This window comes from [Mycoplasma] cavipharyngis, from assembly GCF_042984175.1.
In the GTDB taxonomy this organism is placed as follows: Bacteria; Bacillota_I; Bacilli_A; order Mycoplasmatales; family Mycoplasmoidaceae; genus Mycoplasma_N; species Mycoplasma_N cavipharyngis.
In genome coordinates, this window is record NZ_CP155569.1 from 778,002 (window position 1) to 798,135 (window position 20,134).

Sequence of the window (20,134 nt, forward strand, 5' to 3'; positions counted from 1 at the left end):
ATCATTTTTAAGATCTTATTTTATGAAAATTCTTGCTAAAAACAATAAAGCTTTTTATAACTATACAATTTATGATACTTATGAAGCAGGTGTTGTATTAAAAGGAACAGAAGTTAAAAGTTTAATGAAAGCACACACTAGTTTAAAAGAAGCTTATGTTTTAATTAAAAATTATCAAGCATATCTTTTCAATGCTCATATTCCTTGATATGATCATGGTAATATTTTTAATGTCGATCCAACTAGAACAAGAAAATTATTGTTACATAAAAAAGAAATTATTAAATTAAACTTATTAGTTAAACAAGAAAAATATGTTTTAGTGCCCCTAAATTTTTATTTGAAAAAAAATAAAATTAAACTTAGTTTTGCTACTGCTAAACCAAAAAAACTTTATGATAAACGTGAAGATTTAAAACTAAAAGATCTAAAACGAAAACATGCAAAAATTTTTTAATTGCAAAATTTGAAAATGATAATTGATATAACAAGATTTTTCTAAATAATAAATGATTAATCAATAATCATTAAGTGATTAATTTTATTATGTTATGATTAAGCAAAATTATTAATAATAATTAAAAAAGTTAATTGTGAACCAAAAATTATCTTTATAAGTTTTATAAAAATTAAAATGAGTCACTAATTTGGTAATTATTAGTTATGAAATATCAATCAAAAAATCCACGGCATCTTTTTAGTGAGTGTTACTATTATTTAAAAAACTTTTGGTTAAAACAGCGTTATGGAATTGCAACTCATTTTAATGAAATTTATAAAAATAATTTATTAATCAAAAATGATCCTTATTATAACCAATTGCATTTAAATGGTTGTGGTGGGGCTGTCATTGAACCGCGTAGCTTTATTAGCACACAACAAAAAATTAATTTTTTTTATCAAGCCAATCCCTTTATTCCATTAGAAAATTTTAGGTGTTGTCATCAGTACACTACTACTGATTTTATTAATTATCTTCCTATAAATATTAAAAATGATGATCCAAACCCAGCATTTGGATCGATTTTTTTTGTAATTATGATTGAAAATTACTATTTTTATTTTTGATTACAAAAAAAACAAGAATTACAAAACAACCAAAACAAAAATATTTATTATTGTTGTGTTAGTAGTGATAATCCTAAGTTTTTCAAAAATAATGCTAAAGTGGTTTTGCAACTTGATGCTACTAAATATTCTCAAGGATTTGGTACACCCAATTTAATTAAAATTAATGATCAATATTATTTAATAATTAGTGTTCAAAAAATCGATCATACAGCTAGTTTAATTATTTATCACTATCATCCTGAACAACAAAACGCTACTTTTTATGGAGAAATTAATTTTTTAAAACAAAACTTTCTAAAACCAAAAGTGATGATTAAAAATTTTAGTTGAAAAAATATTAATAAACAAACACTATTAGTTTTTTGTTTGCAAGAAATTAAAATTAGCAATCAGAAAAAAGAAATTATTAATGCAACCATTTTTGTTAAAGGAGTAATGAATTGATCTAATTGTCTTTTTGAAGTTGATCATATTCAATCAGTTGATTTAAGTAATGATTTTAGTAAACCAATTTTTTTAGAACATAATCATGATTTATATTTAATTGGGTGTCTAAAAGCAACTAATAGTAGTATGATTCATCAATGAGATTATATGCATACTAATTGTTTTAGTTTATTAAGAAAGTTGCAAATTACTAATAATTGAATTTATCAAACACCATTTACTAATTTTAAAAAACTACGAATAACTAGTAAGCAAAATTTGTTAAACCAAATGATTTTTAATCAGCGCCTAAAACAATTTTATTTCACTCCTAATAAACAAGATTTTAGTTTGCAATTTTCTGCTGCAGAAAATTTTAAACATCGCGTTTTAATTAAATATCAAAAGCAACAATTAATTATTGATCGTTCATCAATGAGTCAAGTTTTTTTAGAAAAAAATCAAAACATACTTAAATTTGATATTAAAGAAATTAAAAACATTGATTTAATTCTTGATCAAAATGTAATTGAAATTTATTTAAATCAAGGTCAATATGTCATTTCTTTAAATTATTTTTTATTAAATGATTTAGTTTATTCTTCAGAAAATTTATGAGGTTGTTTTTTTGATTTAAAACCAATTAATATAATTGAACCTTCACCACAAAAAATTTTAATTCCATCTAATCTTGTTATGGATTATTGAAGTTATAAAACCAAGCAGAAAAAAATAGTTGCTAATCCAACAATTAATATTGCAACTATTTTAAAAAAATGAGATTATCAGCCTTGTTTATTAACTGAAATTAAAAATCATGGAACCAATCAATTAATTCAAGAGCAAATTGAAACTAATCAATTAAAAAGTGAATTGATTAAAATTAATGATGAAAATGATCCTAAAACAAATAATTATGAAACACAAACTAAAATAACTAAATTAATTGATCAAACTGATTATTTACTACTTTGTGATCCTGAAGCTTTTTTTAAAAATGATATGCACAAAATTTATCAAGATTTAATAATTGAAGCACAAAAGCAACAAAAAATAATTATTTTTGCTCCCAACTTAAAGAAAAAAATTGCTGCGCATGAAATTAAAAATTGAACAATATGAGTTGAAAAAAATTTAATGACAGCTAATCTTGTTTGTTTATCTCAAGCAGAATTAAATTTATTAGTAGCAAACCATCATTTAACTAAGCAAATTAAATGACTTCAAACAATGAATCCTAGTTTATTTTTAATTGTGCAAAAAAATCAAGAATATATTATTGCAACAAAATCTAGTTTTGGTAAAATTAAAACAATTGGCAATGATACAAATAATTCAAAAAATTATCAAATTATTAATTATGATGGGTTTTTAGCCACGTTTATTGCTCAATTAATTAGTTATCCATCTTTTCAATTAACAAAAATCAAATTAGAACAATTAATTAGTACTACTTTTTGAGCTAATTTAGCAAATAATTTAACTAATTTAGCTCAAACTAAAAAAACAAAAATGCCCTCATTATTAGATTTACAAAAAACTTTTAATCAATGAGTTTATCAAACAAGTAAAAAATAGTTTTTTAACTATTAATTGCCTTCTTCTTATTTTTGATTTAATTTTTAATTTTAAATTATTAATTTCTAAAATAAAAACAATTAATCACTTTTTATTATGACATTGAAACAAAATAAATTAATTAAACTAACTAATCAAACTGCTTTAGATCAAATCAATCAAACTCAAAGTGCTAGTGTGTCATCACAAATTGATTATTGAAAAGCAAGTATTTTTTATTCTTATCAAAACAAAATTACTTATTTAATTAAGAAAAAATTTAAAACTAAACACCAATTAATTCAAAAATATATTGATCAAAAATTGATTTATAAGCCAGATTTTAATGATTTTAAATATTGTCTTAATGCTGATTTATCTCATAATACTTGTCAAGATATGATTAGAGAATTAGTTAATGATCAATTCATTATTTTTCGTGAATTAACTTCTTCAATCGAATATTTCAGCACTAATGATCAAGAAAAATGAATTCAAATGAAAAACCAGTTCAGTCATAAAGATCGGTATTTCCCACTAATCATTGAAGATTTTGAACGTTTAATTCCTAAATTTTTTAATTGAAACATTATTAATGATTTTTGTGAAATTGAAATTTTTAAGGCAAAAACATTTGATCAAGCATTAATACTAACAATTAGTAATCTAATTTTTGATCATTTAGCAGAATTTATTCCAAAAATTAGCATTATTATTCGTCATCAAGAAATTGCTGATCACACCCCTTTTGCAATCAATCATGAGCGTATTTTACTTTTATGAAAAAAATGTTTAAATCTTTGACATGCAATTATTCTTAAATATTTAGCACCAACAGAAATTTTTGAACAAGAATTTTATAAACTTTTAAATTTAAGTTCCAAAATTGCTGCCTATCGTTCCACTTTAAATCCTTATACACAAAATGAAATTATTCGTGATTCACCAAGAGCCAAAAAACAATTAATTAAAATTACTCATAATCAGCCAAAAAGAAAAAGATGATTAATTGCTAAACTTTTAAAAAAATAAAACAATTTTTTTATTCAAAATTAGTTTGAGAATGATACATTTGAGCATATAAACCATTTTTTAGAGTTAATAATTGTTCATGAGTTCCTTGCTCAATAATTTCACCAAATTTTAGAACAATAATTAAATCAGCATTTCTAATTGTTGATAAACGGTGGGCAATTAGAAATGTTGTTTTGTTTTTCACTAAATTTAGCATTGCTGCTTGAATCTCAACTTCTGTACTAGTATCAACTGAAGAAGTTGCTTCATCTAAAATCAATAATTCTGATGGTGATAAAATCGCTCTAGCAATTCCAATTAATTGTTTTTGTCCATGAGATAAATTTTCACCATTGTTTTTTAAAACTGTATCATAACCATTTTCCAATTGCATAATGAAGTTATGAGCTTTAGCCATTTTAGCAGCTTGAATCACTTCTTGTTCAGTTGCATTCATATGACCATATTTAATGTTATTGAAAATCGTATCACTAAAAATCACATTATCTTGTAATACAATTGAAACATTGCTACGCATACTTGGTTTAGTAATTTTTTTAATAGATACACCATCAAATAAAATATCACCTTTACTAATATCATAAAACTTAGTTAATAGGTTAATAAAAGTTGATTTACCACTACCAGTTGGACCAACAATGGCAACAGTTTGTCCTTGTTTTACAGTGAAATTAATGTTTTTTAAGACCCACTTATTAGGTTCATAAGCAAATGATAAGTTTTTCACTTCAATGTTTGTGTGCAAATGAACTGTTGGTAAATAATGATAATATGCTGGTTTTAAATAGGGCAAACGTTTTTCACTGACATATTTTTGATAAATATTCAGATTTTTTTGGTTTAAAAATGCTGGTAGTGGTTGAATTGTTTTTTTAGTTAATTTATCAGTAATTAATTTCACATTCAAATTTTCTGAATCCAAAAATTCTTCAGTTGCATCAGATAATTCTTTTAAACGCTCTGATGAAGAGAAAAATGATTGCATCACATTCATTGTATTAATCACTTGATATAATGGCTCTTGAAAGTTGCGTAACATTAGTAAAAAAGTGTTAATAATGACAATATAACTACCATAATAACTAATTTGGTTTAATGGCTGATTAGCATTTAAAGGAAATAACATATAATCATAAATCCCATAAGTAGCAATATTGTTATAAGCAAAACTTAAACCAATGACATTAATCATAATTAACATTAATTGACCAACAAAACGGTTTCATGGAAAAATGAAAGAAAATCAAAAATCAACTTTATACTGATTTTTTGAATAATTAGCATTTAATTTATTAAATTTTTCTAAAAACTTAGTTCTTTGATTAAATAAATTAACTTCATGTTGTCCACTAATTGCTTCTTCAGCAAAAGCGTTTAATTCACCTAATGTCGCTTGACGAACCCGATAATATTTTTGTGATTTTTTCACAATGAAAATTGCACCTAAAAAAGAAATTGGTAAAATTAAACCAACAAAAACTGTTAATAACGGACTAATAATTAACATTGCAATTAACATTGATATTACAATTAAAATCGTTGCAAAAATTTGTGATAAAGTTTGGGGTAATTGCGCAATCGCTGCATCAATATCATTATTTACCCGGCTTAAAAATTCACCTGTTTTCATACGATCATAATAAACAACTTGGGTTCGTAAAATTTTCGCATATAAAAAATCAGTTAATCTTTTTCCCATTGATTCAATCACATAAGAAATTGTTAGTGATAAACCATAATTAATGATAAATGTTAAGCAATATATGGCAATTAATATTCCACCATAAAAATTAATTGTTGCATTACTAATCACTTCATTTCTAGCACGAGCATCAATTTGTTGGTGAATCAAAGAATTAAATTGTTGGGCTAAAAAGACGTTTGCTAAACTTAGAGCACTAACAAAAACAGCAGCAATTGATGCACCAATAATAAATTTTCAACCTTTACTTAAAAAAGAAAACATAAAGCTAATAATTGCTTTGCGATTCATTTTTCTGCGACTTTGATTTTGTGTGTGCTGTTGCATTTTTAGTGTTTTGCTCCCATCATTTGTAAATCAAAAATTTGTTGATAAATTTGACAATCGTTTAATAAATCATGATGTTTACCTTTAGCAACAATTTGGCCTTGATCAAAAACTAAAATTTGATCAGCATGAATAATTGAAGAAATTTTTTGGGACACAATAATTTTTGTTAAATTATTGATTTGATTTAAATTAGCAATAATCTTTTGCTCAGTTTTAGCATCAAGTGCTGAAGTTGCATCATCTAAAATTAAAATTCGTGCTTTTTTTAATAATGCTCTAGCAATACATAAACGTTGTTTTTGTCCTCCTGAAAGATTAGAACCACGTTGTCTGATTTTAGTATATAAACCATCAGTTTTTTCTTTGACAAAATCTGCAGCACAAGCGATTTCTAAACTATCCCACATTTCTTTTTCTGTCGCATCATCTTTAGCCATTTGTAAATTAGAAGCAACCGTACCTGAAAATAAATTATTTTTCTGAGGAACCATTGTTACTAAATTACGTAATTGCATAAAATTAATTTGACTAACATCAATTCCACCAATTTTAATTACTCCTGATGTTGGATCATATAATCGAGCAATTAAATTAATGAATGAAGATTTACCACTACCTGTTTTACCAATAATGCCTCAAGTTTGATTAGCATTAATTGTTAAATTAATATTTTTTAAAACTAAATCTGAATGATCAAAATAAGCAAAATTGACATTATTAAAACTAATTTCATTACTATTAATCATTTGCTTATTTGCATCACTAACAAATTTCATAATTGGTTGATGATTTAAAACTTGATAAATTCGTTTAGCAGCAACATTAGTTCTTCCTAAATTACTTAAAACAAAACTAGCAATAATAATTGATAAAACTAAATAGGATAATGTTTGAGTAATCGCTAAAATTTGTGACAAGTTAAGTAATGATAAATAATTACCAACCCAAATAACAATTAAAATTAAGAAACTAATTAGTAAAGTAATTACTGGACTAAATAACATTTCATAACGATAAGTTTTCATAATTTTTTGACGAAATGTTTCAGTAATCGTTGCGTTTTTATCATACATTGCTGTTTCTAAATTATATGATTTAATAAAATGAATTCCTAGAAATGTTTCTTGAATGTTATTGTTTAGTTGATCACTAACTACTTGAGTAGCTTGATAAGTTCGTGAAATATAAAATTGTGAAATACCAAGAAAAACTAAATTTAAGATCACAAAAGCTAATACAATTAAAATGATAATGTATCTTAAATGTTCATTAGGACTAATAATATTATTAAATGGACTATATAAAATAAAAAAGGTTGCTAATGCCCCACCAATAAACATAAAAATTGAACGTAATAAAACTTGATTAGCAAAAATTAATCATCCTAAAATATGATTTAAGTTTTTACCCAAACGATTAATTAGTGAACTTGAAGGAAAAACATTTAAATCAGCATCAGTAAAACTAGTTACTTTCTGATAAAACTCAGAACGAATTGTTGCACCAAATTCAATCGTAAATTTAGCACCAATAATTCTAGCAATAACACCAATAATAAATCCAGTAATATTAATGGCAAACATTGAAACTGCTAAAATTACAATCATTTTAGTAACTTGATCAACTGGTTGTTCAAAAATACTAATTAATCTTTGTAATAAAATTGGAATCGCTAAATCACTAACAACTTGTAACAAAAGTAAAATTTGTACTAAGATGTATAATTTATAATGTTTTTTTAAAACAGCTTTAATTATTTCAAACACAAAAATGCCTTTTAGATGTTAATCATCAACTTGATAAAAAAACAATTAGTCAATATTTTGAATCTATTCTTAATAAATATTGAAAAATTTAATAACAAATTTTAATTAAATTAATATTAATTAATAATCATTGTTTGATTCTAAATCAAAAAAATTGATTTAATCGAAAACAACGTCTTAAATTTTTAAGTTTTGATTTAATCGAAAATTAAATCACTGATTTTCTTAGTGAATTATCTTCATTTTTTTTAAGTTGTGATAAACATCACAAACTCTAACTTTAAAATCAAGATGACCAGGTAATACTGTTTGGTTACGATCATAATGATCAAAAAATTTTTTTAAACTATGATCCATTAACTCAGCTTGATTATGTTCTAAATCAGTCCGACCAATTGAATCAGCAAAAACATGATCACCAGAAAAAACATAATCTTCTACTGAAAAACAAACTGAACCAGGAGTATGACCAGGAGTGTGTAAAACACCTAATTGAAAATTATTAATTTTAATCACATCATGATCTTTTCAATCATGAAATTCAATTGCCTCAATTGCTAAATCATCAGATTGAAAATGCGGATCAATTCTTTTAATCGATTTTCAAGCAGATTCAACTACGACTTGATCTTTAAGATGACAATAAATTGGTACTTTAGCATATTCAACTAATGATTTGGCATTAATTCAATGATCCCAATGACCATGAGTTAATAAAATCGCTTTAATAATAATTTTATGTTTTTGACAAAACCTAACAAGATAATCACCTAAAAAACTAGGATCAATCACTAAACCATAATTATCATCTAATAATAAATAACTAGTGTTTTCTAATCAATTATCATCATTATAAAATTGTAATAATTGATTAGTGATTCTAATTAATTTTGGTTTAGTTTGATACAAGTCAATTGTGTTCAATTTTAGTTGTGCTCCACTAACAAATTATTTCTAATTTTATAAGATTTAAAATATTTTAAATTATTTATTACTAAACTTTAATTTTAGCATTTAATTTGAATCCTTTTTTTAAAAAATCATCTTAAACATGTAATAGAAGCAAAAATTAAATTCTTAATTGAAATTAAAAAGAATTAGTTTCAATCATTTTCTGTTTTTCTAAATAAACTTTAATATGAATAATATCATTAAGATTAATTCCAGCAATTTTCATTGCTGCTTGAACTGTTAATGGTTGTGCCCGGTTTAATTTTTCAACTGCTTCAGCAGCTAAATTAGGAATTTGAGAATAATCTTTAATAACAGTTAATTTCGTTTTTTGTCATTTGGCAATAGCATTAATTTTAATTTCTTGTTTGCGAATATAACCTTGATATTTAATTTTAATCATTAATTTTTCAATTGCTGCTTTTGATAGGGGTCGTAATTGATCAGCAAGAATAGTAGCTACTTGATGATAAGTAGCTTCTGGTCGTTTTAATCAATTTAATAAACTTAAAGGACCAACATCACCACTAACTAAACCATAAGATGGTGCATAATGTTTTTCAAGAATTGCAATATTAGTATCAATGTCTTTTCATTCTTGACTAATTCTTTGATAAACATCTTGATCAATTAAACCAATTTGATAACCATAATTAATTAAGCGTTCATCAGCATTATCATTACGTAAATGTAAGCGGTTTTCAGCACGAGAAGTTAGTAAACGATAAGGATCATTAACACCTTTTGAAGTTAGATCATCAATTAAAACACCAATGTATGCTTCATGACGTTGTAAAATTAATGGTTCTTGTTTTTTAATTTTTAATGAAGCATTAATTCCAGCCATTAAACCTTGACAAGCAGCTTCTTCATAACCTGATGTTCCATTAATTTGTCCAGCAAAATAAAGCCCACTAATTTTTTTACTTTCTAATGTTTTATGCAATTGAATTGGATTAATTGCATCATATTCAATTGCATAAGCATAAGATTTAATTCTTACATTTTCAAAACCTTTTAGTGTTTTTAAAATTTGCAATTGCATCTCTTGAGAAAATGAAGTTGATAAACCACCAACATAATAATAATTATAATTTTTTGCAATTGGTTCAATAAAAATCTGATGTTGTAAACGATCAGGAAATCGCACAATTTTATCTTCAATACTAGGACAATATCTTGGCCCAATCGCATCAATTGAACCATTATAAATTCCTGATAAATGAATGTTATTTTCAATTAACTGTTTTGTTGCTAATGTCGTAAAAGTTAAATAACAACTCATTTGTTGATCAAAATCAAGTTTAATTGGTTTCACAAATGAAAAAGATAAATCAGCATCATCACCACGATCTTCTTGCATTTGACTTAAATCTAATGAATCAAAATAAACGCGTGGGGGTGTGCCTGTTTTTAATCGTAATAATTCAAATCCTTGTTGTTTTAAAAATGAAGATAAAAAATTAGCTGCAGGATTTTGATCAGGACCTGAATCAGCAAATTTTTGTTCGCGAAATAATGCTGCTTTTAAATAAGTTCCAGTTGTAATAATAACTGCTTGAGCATAATAAATTTCATTTTGATTAACTTTTAAACCTTGAATTTGATGATTGTGAACTAATAATTCTTTCACTTCAGCAATAATTAAATCTAAGTTTGTTTGTTGTTTAATTTGCTCTAAAAACCAATGATGATAATCTTCTTTATCAATTTGAGCACGATAACATCAAACACCAGGACCTTTAGAATAGTTCAGTTTTTTAATTTGAATTTTAGTGGCATCAACAGCAATTGCTTGCATGCCTCCTAGTGCATCAATTTCTCGAGTAACAATTCCTTTAGCAGGTCCACCAACCGATGGATTACAAGGTAAATTAGCAATACTTGCAATGTTTAAATTAAATAAACCTGTCTTCAACCCCATTTTAGCACTAGCAAAAGCAGCTTCTAATCCAGCATGACCTGCACCTACTACAAGAACATCATAATGTTTAATATTCATTCATTATCTCTTAATATTATTTCTTTGTGATTTTTGATTAATAAAACTAATAATAATTAAAAAATTAATTTTTGATTTTGATCATATTTGCATTAATTATTTTTCAGTTTTAGTTTGATTTTTAAAATTGTTTTTTCGTGGTTTTGGATTATCAGGATCTTCTTTAATAAAACGACATTTAGGAAAACTACTGCAACCAAAAAAAGTACTACCATAACGACTTGTCCGTTTAACTAATGGTTGCTGACAATCAGGACAAGTTTCATCAAGTAAAATTGGTTTAGATATTGGTTCACTAAATTTACATTTAGGAAAATCACTACAACCAATAAAGCGTGAAATTCTTGATTTACGAAACGAACGACGATAAATTAATTCATGCTGACATTCAGGACACTTACGATTAACATATTCAACTTCAGGTAAGGGTTGTGATTGATTTGCTTCATATAATGTTTTTTCAAATTTAGCAAAAATCACTTTTAAAAAATCTTTTCAGTTAACTTTATTTTCAGCAATTTCATCTAATCCTTCTTCCATTTTTCTTGTATAGTCAAAAGAAATAATATCAGGAAAGATTTTTTGTAAATTAGCAACAATTTTCATCCCAACTTCAGTTGGAACTAATGCTAAATTTTTTTTATTAGCATATTCACGCTTTAAAACAGTATTAGCAATTGTTACATAAGTTGAAGGTCGACCAATTCCTTCTTTTTCTAAAGCACGAATTAATGTTGCTTCATTATACCTAGCAGGTGGGTTTTTATCATGTTGTTCAATTTTGGTATCTTTAACTAAATAATTTTCATTTAATTTTAATTTGGCTAATTGTGCTAAATTGTTTATTTGATTATTTTGATCATTAGTTTTTCATAAATGATATTGTTGATAAATTTTTTCATAACCATCAAAAACTAAGCTACGACTATAATTATTAAACAAACAACCTTTGTTTTCAAAATCATAATAACGATATTGATAAACACTATTTGTCATTAATGATCCTAAAGCACGAACTCAAACTAAACAATATAATTGGTATTTAACTTTATCTAAATAAGGCTTAACTACTTCAGGAGGATATGATAAATCAGATGGTCTAATTGCTTCATGAGCTCCTTGAACTAAATTAGTTTTAGTTTGATCATTAGTACTAGTTTTTTTCTTTTTAACACCAGATCAGTATTCAATACCATAATGATCTTTAATATATCTTTCAGCATCACTAATAAAAGTATCAGATAAATCATCACGATCAGTTCTTGGATAAGTAATTAATGAAATTGTTTGCCCATTAATTTCAACCCCTTCATACAATTTTTGTGCTGTTGCTTCAATTGTTTTTGAAGATAATTTAAACCTACTAATTGCTTCTTGTTGCATTGTTGCTGTTTTTAGAGCTGATTTAGGTTTATTTTGTTCTTTTTTAGGTGGGTGTTCACAAACAAAAGTATAGTTTGGACTTAAATAATCCAAAATTTTTTGAGCATCTTGAATTGTAGTAAAATTAACTTTACCATCATTAACTGAATCATTTAATTGGTAATTAGTTAAATCACTACTAATTTTTCTTAAATCTAAAATTAAGCCATTTTTTAAAAATGCTTTAATTGTAAATCATGATTCAGGAACAAAACTATTAATCTCATCTTCACGAATTTTTAAAAACTTTAAAGCAACACTTTGAACTCTTCCAGCAGAAATACCACCTAAAAATTTTCTGACAAAACTTGAAAGTTTATAACCAAAATTACGATCTAAAATTCTTCTGGCCAAATAAGAATTAACTTGATTTAAATCAATATCACGAGCATGGTTTAATGATTCATTAATTGCTCTTGCAGTAATTTCATTAAAAACAACACGAAAACATTTTTTCTTATCTTGATCAGATAATAATGATCAAACATGTCAAGCAATCGCTTCACCTTCACGATCAGGATCAGTTGATAAATAAATCTCATCAGCCCTAGCAGCTGCAGCATGAATTTGTTCTAAAATTGATTTATTATCTGCTTGATCTTTATTTTTAGTTTTAATATTACGATCAACAAGCACTCATTTGGGTTCTAAATCTTTACTAAAACCCATACCAAATTTTGATAAATCACGTAAATGACCATAAGTGGCTAATAACTCAAAATCTTGGTCTTTTAAATAATGAGCAATTGTTTTAATTTTATTGGGCGATTCAATAATCATTAATTTTTTGGACATATCAATTTTTATCACCTTATTATTAATTTTTTAAATTAAGGAGTAACGTTAAATTGACCAATAGTAATTAAAACTAATGGTTTTTTTTGTAATTGACGATCAATTAAACGTTGGATAATTTTTTTTAATTGTAATTTTAATGCTTTTAAATCTAAATCACGATTTTCTGCTAAAGCTAAATTTTTTAATAATTCATTTTTAACCATTTTAATAATTAATTGATCAAGATCAGAATTTTTATCATGATCAGAAGAAATTAAACCAATACTACTAATTTCAGGCTCACTAAAACATTTTTTTTCTTTGCAATAAATAAAATTAATGTTCACTAAACCATAAGTGTACATATTTTGCCTTTCTAGTAAGGCTGAAGTTTTAATATCAACAACACCATTAAAATCAACATATTGTTCATATATTGGATAATGAAACGTTTTTGGTAATGATTTCTGATCTAAAATTGCTACTTCACCATTATCTAAAAAACGCACAATATGAGGATTAATGACTGAACTAACTGCTTCTAGATAAGCATTAAAATCTTTATGATAACCAATAATTGGAAAAATTCATTTAGGATTTAAAAGATTAACTAAAAACTTATGATCTTCATTGCCAGCAATTGGTGCATGAATCGTTCGCTTAATTTTTTCTGTAGCAACATCTTTGCGTGATATTTCATCTAATAATCGCGCTTCACGTAATTCAATTCCTGATTGGGTAATGGTATTTAAAACAAATAAATCTTGAGAATTAAAACTAATATTTTGATCTTCTCCAGTTAAAATTTTATGCATTTTATGATACAAACGATCTTGATTGCCAGTAATAATGACAATTAAATCTTGATCATTAGGTACTTTTTTACTATCAATAAAAACTAAATGATCAATATTAACATAACCCATTTTCACCATTTGATTAAAAATTTTGGTTCACGTATTAGAATAAATCATTACTTTTAAACCATAATTACGAGCAATTTCCACTGCATTTAATACTGTCATAAAGTCATGATCATAACAAGCAATTAAAATACGATTAGTACTATTAGCAATAATTCTTTTTAAAAAACCATAATTTTGATAATTAGGAACAGCATAACCTAAATTTTTACCAACATTTTGTAAACCCACAATTAAAGCTAAAACAGAATTTTGAGTAATTCTAGGCAAATAATGAATTTGTGATTCAAAACCTGGTTTTTTACTGTTGGCTAAAATAAATTGGTCAATAAAAACAATTGATCCTTTAGTTGTTTTAAAGGCTCAACCAAATGAATCAGGCATACTATTATAAACTTTAAAGGGAGTAACTTCAACATTACCAACAGTAATTGTTTTTAGTGGTCGACAAACTTTAATTTGGGCATACTTTTTACGAAAATTTTCTGATTTACTTTTTCTTGAAAACCAACTAGTAATAATTGTTTTACCAATTTTAGAAGTAAAAATTGGTACATCTTCTAATGTTTCAAGAAAAAATGGTAAAGAACCAATGTTTAAAAATTCAGGTGTACCTAAAAAGATTCCTTTAATCCGTTTTTTATTCTCTTTTAGAAAATTTAGATCTGGAATAACTTTAGAAATACCAAATTGGTTGGTAATATCATCACCAATTCCCGTATTTAAAATAAAAATTTGATCATCAATTTCAAGTACGCCTGAATATTTTGCTTTCTCATCTTGACCACCAAGAGCAAAATATTTAATGTTTTTTGAATAATTTTTCATCATTTTTTAATTTTTTGATCATTTATTGATCATATAAAATATCATATATCAACTATTTTGGGTATTAAATCGTCTGATTTAATAATTTTATACTGATTGTTTTTTTATAATTAAATAAATATCTGAAAATATTTTATTTGTTTTAAATAAAAAAAATCATAAAATCATTAAATCAATAAATGTTATAAAGATCATCATAATTAACTTAATAAAAATTTTTCATTTTGCTTTATTAAAAAAAGATTCTGCTTTTGCATTTTTTATTATTAATAAAATAAGTGTAGGAAAAATTAATTGATTTCTAAAAAATTAAGATAATCAATCTAATTGCTTATGAACAATCAAATCACAACAATCATTAATAAAATTACAGGAATAATTAAAACTATTTGTGTGTTTGAAGATGGTTTTAATGGTTTGATTTTGAATCAATTTCAAGAACATTTCAAGCAAAAATGCACTATTTATGGTTGAGTTGATCAGCAATTAAAGTTATATCAAAAGGTTTTTGATCAAAAAAAATTATTATATGTAAAAGATGATCAAATTGAGTTTCCAGCATTAACATTAAAAGTAATTACTGCTAATATTTTTAAAAAAACTCAAGATGATCTAATTTTAGCAGCAATAATTTATCAAGATCATGCATATGTTGCTTTAAACTTAATGGGAACTTACTTATATGAATGTCAATTTCAATTAATTAATAATGATGATCATGATAGTAAAATTTATAGTGCTTATACAAAAATTATTGAATTCATTCTTGAAATTATTTCTAGCATATAATGAGTAAAAAAAGTCATCATCTTAAGTTACAACAACTTGAATTATTTTCCTACCAAAAGAATAATCTTCCCAAAGGAAATGCAATGAAATCAGAAGAAAATAAGCAATTAAGTGAAATCCAGAGTTTTATTGGTTCACAAAAAGTTTTTTTAGCAAATGATCAATCTTACAACGTTAATTTTTTTTCTACTGGATCTTACTATTTAGATCAAATTTTAGGCACTAATGGTTGGCCTAAAGGACGTATTATTGAAATTTTTGGCTCTGAATCATCAGGAAAATCAACTTTAGCACTAAAAGCGATTGCTGAATGCCAAAAATTTGATGGTAATGCTGTTTATATTGATTCAGAAGGTAGTTTTGATATTAAATGAGCTGAAAAGAATCAAATTGATACTAATAAACTAATTTTGGCAAGACCTGAAACTGGTGAACAAGCAATTACGATTATTAATGCTTTAGTTAAAACTAAATTAGTTGATTTAATTATTGTTGATTCAGTTGCTAGTATGACACCAGTTGTAGAAATCGATGCTAATATTACTGATCAAAGTATGGGATTACACGCTCGTTTAATGTCTAAAGCGATGCGTTTAATTCAATCTAGTCTGCTAACTAACAACCGTACAACAATTTTATTTATTAATCAAACTCGAGCAAAAATTGGTAATGTTTATGGTTCAAATGTTACTACAACAGGTGGTAATGCCCTAAAATTTGCTGCTTCAATGCGCATTGAACTGAAAAAATATGAAGCGATTCGTGATGGGGCTGATATTATTGGTTATCAAATTAAAGCAACTGTCATTAAAAACAAATTAGCTGCTCCAATGAAATCAGCCCTTTTACCTTTTTATTTTGATACTGGATTTGATATTAATGCTGAAATCATTCAAGAAGCGATTAGAAAAGAAATCATCATTAAAAAAGGTACTTGATATTACTTTGATAAAAAAAATATTGGTCAAGGATTAGTTGCTGTTAAAGAAAAACTAAGTAAAGATCGTGAAATTTTTAATGAAATTAAAAAACTAGTTTATCAAAACTAAATTGATTAACTTCTAAAACTTATCTTAAAATTTAACTTATCTAAAATATCTTATCAAAAATTAAATCTAGAAATGAAGTATTAAAAAATTTCATTTCTAGATTTTTAGTTTATATAATTCTTTTTATATAAGATATTAATTAATTATTCACTATTAAACTAGATTTTTACTAGTTAATAAATTAATAATTTTTTAGTAAAATAAATTATAAGTTAATTCATAATTTTTCTAAAATTAAACCAAAGTTTTGTTTTTGATTAACAAATATATTAATTACTTTTTATGATATGATACTTTAACTATTATTAGATTAAGGGTTTGCACTAATTTTTAGTATAAAAAGTGATTTTCAATTAATCTGGAGTAAATTGTATGATCTTAAAAAATCGTCTTTTTTTCAATTTCCGCTTTCAAGGTTGAAATAAAAAAGCGAAAAATAACAAAACAAGCATAATTCAACAAATTTATGATGCAGAAGCCAAACAAAAATTAAATCGTTATGATTTGCGTGTTCTAAAACGAAAAACACGCATTTTATCTGCAAAAAATGTTAAAGCAAGACTACTTGAAGAACCTAAAGACACTAAAGTCCTAAATCATTTACCAGTTCAGAAAAAAGATGAAGAAATTACAAAATTCTTTAAAGTTTTTGAAGAATCTGGTTTTGCTGATGGATCATTAGAATTATTAAGAAAGCAAGAGCAAGAAAGATTAATTAAAGACAAAAAAATCTTTCGCATCGATTGATCTAATAATGATTAAAAGAAATACTAATAGACAAACGCTTGATTATTTTAAAAAGACTTTTTTAAATAAAAATAAGCTAAAAAACCAACAAGATGATTTAGCAAACAACTTGCAAAAACCAGAAAAAGATGCTAAGTTAGAACGAGAAGCAAAAAGCAAAAACCGTCGTGCAGTTCGTTTAGTTAAAAGAATGAATTCACGCAAACGCAGTGGTAGTATTTATTATAAAAATTCACCCAATTGCATTATTGAATTAGAAAATGTTTCTAAGTGATACACTAATAATTTTACTGTTAATAAAATTCTTGAAAACATTAACTTAACAATTAAACGTGGTGAGTTTGTAGTTATTCTAGGTCCAAGTGGATCAGGTAAAACAACTTTATTAAACATTATTTCTGGTATGGATCGGGCTTCTAATGGCCAAGTAATTGTTTCTGATCATAATTTAATTACAATGTCAAATAAACAACTAACAAGATTTCGTCGTGAATATGTTAGTTTTGTTTTTCAACAATATGGATTATTAAATGATTTAAAAATTCGTGAGAACATTGAATTAGGTGCACAATTACAAGAAAATTATCGCAAACGTTTAGATATTGATGAAGTAATTGAAAATTTAGGTATTCTTCAACATAGTTTAAAATTTCCCCGTGAGATTTCTGGTGGACAACAGCAAAGAGTAGCAATTGCAAGAGCATTAGTAAAAAATCCTGAAATTCTTTTTGGTGATGAGCCTACAGGTGCTGTTGATGAAGAAACTTCAAAACAAATTTTAAAAATGTTTTGTGAAATTAATAAAATTTATAAAACAACAATTGTTATTGTTACACACAACCCAATCATTGCTGAATTAGCAACTAAAGTGATTAGAGTTAGTGATGGAGCACTAAAAGAAGTTAGAGAACAAATACCTAAAACTGTTGATCAATTAAATTGGACCATTCAATATGAATAATCAAAACCCCAAATTTCAAACTCAAATTTTTGACAAAGATTTTGTTATGAATCAATGTCTGAAATTCGTTGAATCAAACAGACAAAAATTACGTAATGACCGTCCTTTTAAGTATTGGGCGCTAAATCAAGATGTTTATATCAATTTAACAATTATTTTATGATTGATTTGACAAGCTTGATCTTTATCAGTGATTTTGCCTAAACCAACTTCGATTAATGAGCATTATAATAATCCTGATTTATTGCCTGTTGATTTTTATTTAAAAACCGTTTTTTGAAAGATCGGTAGTATTACTGATAGTTTAGTCCAAAATGAAGATACGGTCTCTGTTTTATATTCTTATGAAGCCTATATTTTCAATGCTTTCACGATTCTTGTTTTCTTAGTTTCAATTTATACTTTAGTTGTTACTACTAAATATATTAATGAAATTAAAAAAGCGACCCAAAAAAACAACATTAAATCATGAAATATTAAAGTTAATATTTTTTTAGTTTTTGTTTATATTTTTGCTTTTTATGGTCTAATCATGTTTGGTTGATTGCTTTTTGGGATGTTTTATATTCCTGCAGCACAAGTCAGTCAAGATTTTGAAACTTGAGTTTTTCAAATTCCATCTAAACAAGCCTTAATAGCTAATACGCCAATTACTTTCACTACTTCAGGAATTGCTTTAATTATTAGTAATGCCATTAATTTAGCAATTTTATTATCTTTATACATCTATTATTTACACCAACGTTTTATTGGTTATCGTTACTTTTTTTCTTTTGAGAAAAAAGCGTGAAAGAAAATTAATTATGTTGGTGAAACTATGGGTTGACGCGAAGAGTATAAACTTAAAAAAGATAATAAGGCTCACAAAGGAAGTGAAATTGCTGTTAATAATCCTGGTTATATTATTGAAATTAAAAAAGTTAATAAATTTTTTTTAAGTCATGGTTTAAAACTACATGCTTTAAAAGACATTGATTTAAAAATTAAGGCTGGTGAGTTTGTTGTTATTTTAGGTCCAAGTGGATCTGGTAAAACAACACTATTAAACATTATTTCTGGAGTTGATCGACCAACTAATGGCGAAATTGTTGTTGCTAACCGTAACATTATTAACATGAAAACTGAAGCTTTGACTAAATATCGTAGAGAAAAAACCGGTTATATTTTCCAACAATATAGTTTGTTACCTAATTTAACTGTGCGTGAAAACATTATGATTGGTACATATTTAGCTAAAAGTAGAACTAAAGAAATTAATAAAGCAAAACAACAAAAACGCTTTAGTTTTAAAAATTTGAGTTTCCGTTCAACTAAAAATAGAATGGTTGATGAAATTCTAAAATTATTAGATTTAGAAATTCATGCTAATAAATATCCCTCACAACTTTCAGGTGGACAACAACAAAGAGTTGCAATTGCTAGAGCTTTTGTGAAAAATCCTGATATTCTTTTTGGAGATGAGCCAACTGGAGCAATTGATGTTGAAATGTCCAAACAAATTTTAGAATTGTTCCATTTAATTAACAAACTTGCTAAAACAACTGTTTTAATGGTAACTCATAACCCAGTAATTGCCCAAATGGCAACAAGAATTATTGAAGTTAATAATGGTCAAATTACTAAAAACATTATTAATCCATATCCAAAAAGAGTTAATGAAATTAATTGGGAATAAAAATTTAATTAACTTTTATTTCTAAAATATTAAACAATAAAAAATCCATTTTGTTTTCTAAATTAACAAGATGGATTTTTTTAATTACAATTTAATCTAAAAAAAATCTTATGATCAAACTTA

Annotated in this window: 14 protein-coding genes; 8 read left to right on the forward strand and 6 right to left on the reverse strand. The window is 25.5% G+C overall.

All coding sequences use genetic code 4. The annotated features are described in order from the left end of the window. Positions 1-28 precede the first annotated feature (28 nt). From smpB to MCAV_RS03115, 3 genes are all read left to right on the forward strand, one after another. Positions 29-457 (forward strand): SsrA-binding protein SmpB, encoded by a 429-nt coding sequence (gene smpB, locus MCAV_RS03105; RefSeq protein ID WP_391592248.1) that lies wholly within the window; start codon positions 29-31, stop codon positions 455-457. Positions 458-663: 206 nt separating this feature from the next. Beyond that, entirely contained in the window at positions 664-3,075 is a 2,412-nt protein-coding gene (locus MCAV_RS03110) for a GH32 C-terminal domain-containing protein (RefSeq protein ID WP_391591666.1), read from the forward strand. A gap of 96 nt (positions 3,076-3,171) precedes the next feature. Continuing rightward, positions 3,172-4,086, forward strand: coding sequence for a hypothetical protein (locus MCAV_RS03115; RefSeq protein WP_391591667.1), 915 nt, complete (start codon positions 3,172-3,174; stop codon positions 4,084-4,086). 10 nt (positions 4,087-4,096) lie between these two features. On the opposite strand, the gene MCAV_RS03120 is transcribed toward MCAV_RS03115, so the two are convergent. From MCAV_RS03120 to MCAV_RS03145, 6 genes are all read right to left on the reverse strand, one after another. Then, positions 4,097-6,118 carry an ABC transporter ATP-binding protein gene (locus MCAV_RS03120; protein WP_391591668.1) on the reverse strand — a complete coding sequence of 674 codons (2,022 nt, stop codon included), beginning with the start codon at positions 6,116-6,118 and terminating at the stop codon, positions 4,097-4,099. Between the two features lie 2 nt (positions 6,119-6,120). Next, complete coding sequence (locus MCAV_RS03125) at positions 6,121-7,887, reverse strand: ABC transporter ATP-binding protein (protein WP_391591669.1); 1,767 nt, start codon at positions 7,885-7,887, stop codon at positions 6,121-6,123. Between the two features lie 225 nt (positions 7,888-8,112). Then, the gene (locus MCAV_RS03130; protein ID WP_391591670.1) at positions 8,113-8,811 is read right to left on the reverse strand and encodes an MBL fold metallo-hydrolase; all 699 of its coding nucleotides are present in this window, start codon (positions 8,809-8,811) and stop codon (positions 8,113-8,115) included. Between the two features lie 163 nt (positions 8,812-8,974). Beyond that, positions 8,975-10,840 carry a tRNA uridine-5-carboxymethylaminomethyl(34) synthesis enzyme MnmG gene (mnmG, locus tag MCAV_RS03135; RefSeq protein ID WP_391591671.1) on the reverse strand — a complete coding sequence of 622 codons (1,866 nt, stop codon included), beginning with the start codon at positions 10,838-10,840 and terminating at the stop codon, positions 8,975-8,977. 96 nt (positions 10,841-10,936) lie between these two features. Next, positions 10,937-13,057, reverse strand: coding sequence for a type I DNA topoisomerase (gene topA, locus MCAV_RS03140; protein ID WP_391591672.1), 2,121 nt, complete (start codon positions 13,055-13,057; stop codon positions 10,937-10,939). Between the two features lie 35 nt (positions 13,058-13,092). Beyond that, positions 13,093-14,790, reverse strand: coding sequence for a hypothetical protein (locus MCAV_RS03145; RefSeq protein ID WP_391591673.1), 1,698 nt, complete (start codon positions 14,788-14,790; stop codon positions 13,093-13,095). Between the two features lie 333 nt (positions 14,791-15,123). On the opposite strand from MCAV_RS03145, the gene MCAV_RS03150 reads away from it, so the two are divergent. From MCAV_RS03150 to MCAV_RS03170, 5 genes are all read left to right on the forward strand, one after another. Beyond that, complete coding sequence (locus MCAV_RS03150) at positions 15,124-15,579, forward strand: hypothetical protein (RefSeq protein WP_391591674.1); 456 nt, start codon at positions 15,124-15,126, stop codon at positions 15,577-15,579. An 83-nt stretch (positions 15,580-15,662) separates the two neighbouring features. Continuing rightward, positions 15,663-16,628, forward strand: coding sequence for a recombinase RecA (gene recA, locus MCAV_RS03155; RefSeq protein WP_391591675.1), 966 nt, complete (start codon positions 15,663-15,665; stop codon positions 16,626-16,628). Positions 16,629-17,000: 372 nt separating this feature from the next. Next, positions 17,001-17,390 carry a hypothetical protein gene (locus tag MCAV_RS03160; RefSeq protein WP_391591676.1) on the forward strand — a complete coding sequence of 130 codons (390 nt, stop codon included), beginning with the start codon at positions 17,001-17,003 and terminating at the stop codon, positions 17,388-17,390. Then, on the forward strand, positions 17,383-18,336 hold the full coding sequence (locus tag MCAV_RS03165) for an ABC transporter ATP-binding protein (protein ID WP_391591677.1): 954 nt from the start codon (positions 17,383-17,385) through the stop codon (positions 18,334-18,336). The genes MCAV_RS03160 and MCAV_RS03165 overlap by 8 nt, the downstream gene beginning before the upstream one ends. Beyond that, positions 18,329-20,011, forward strand: a complete 1,683-nt coding sequence (locus MCAV_RS03170; RefSeq protein ID WP_391591678.1) for an ABC transporter ATP-binding protein — start codon at positions 18,329-18,331, stop codon at positions 20,009-20,011. The genes MCAV_RS03165 and MCAV_RS03170 overlap by 8 nt, the downstream gene beginning before the upstream one ends. Positions 20,012-20,134: the final 123 nt, after the last annotated feature.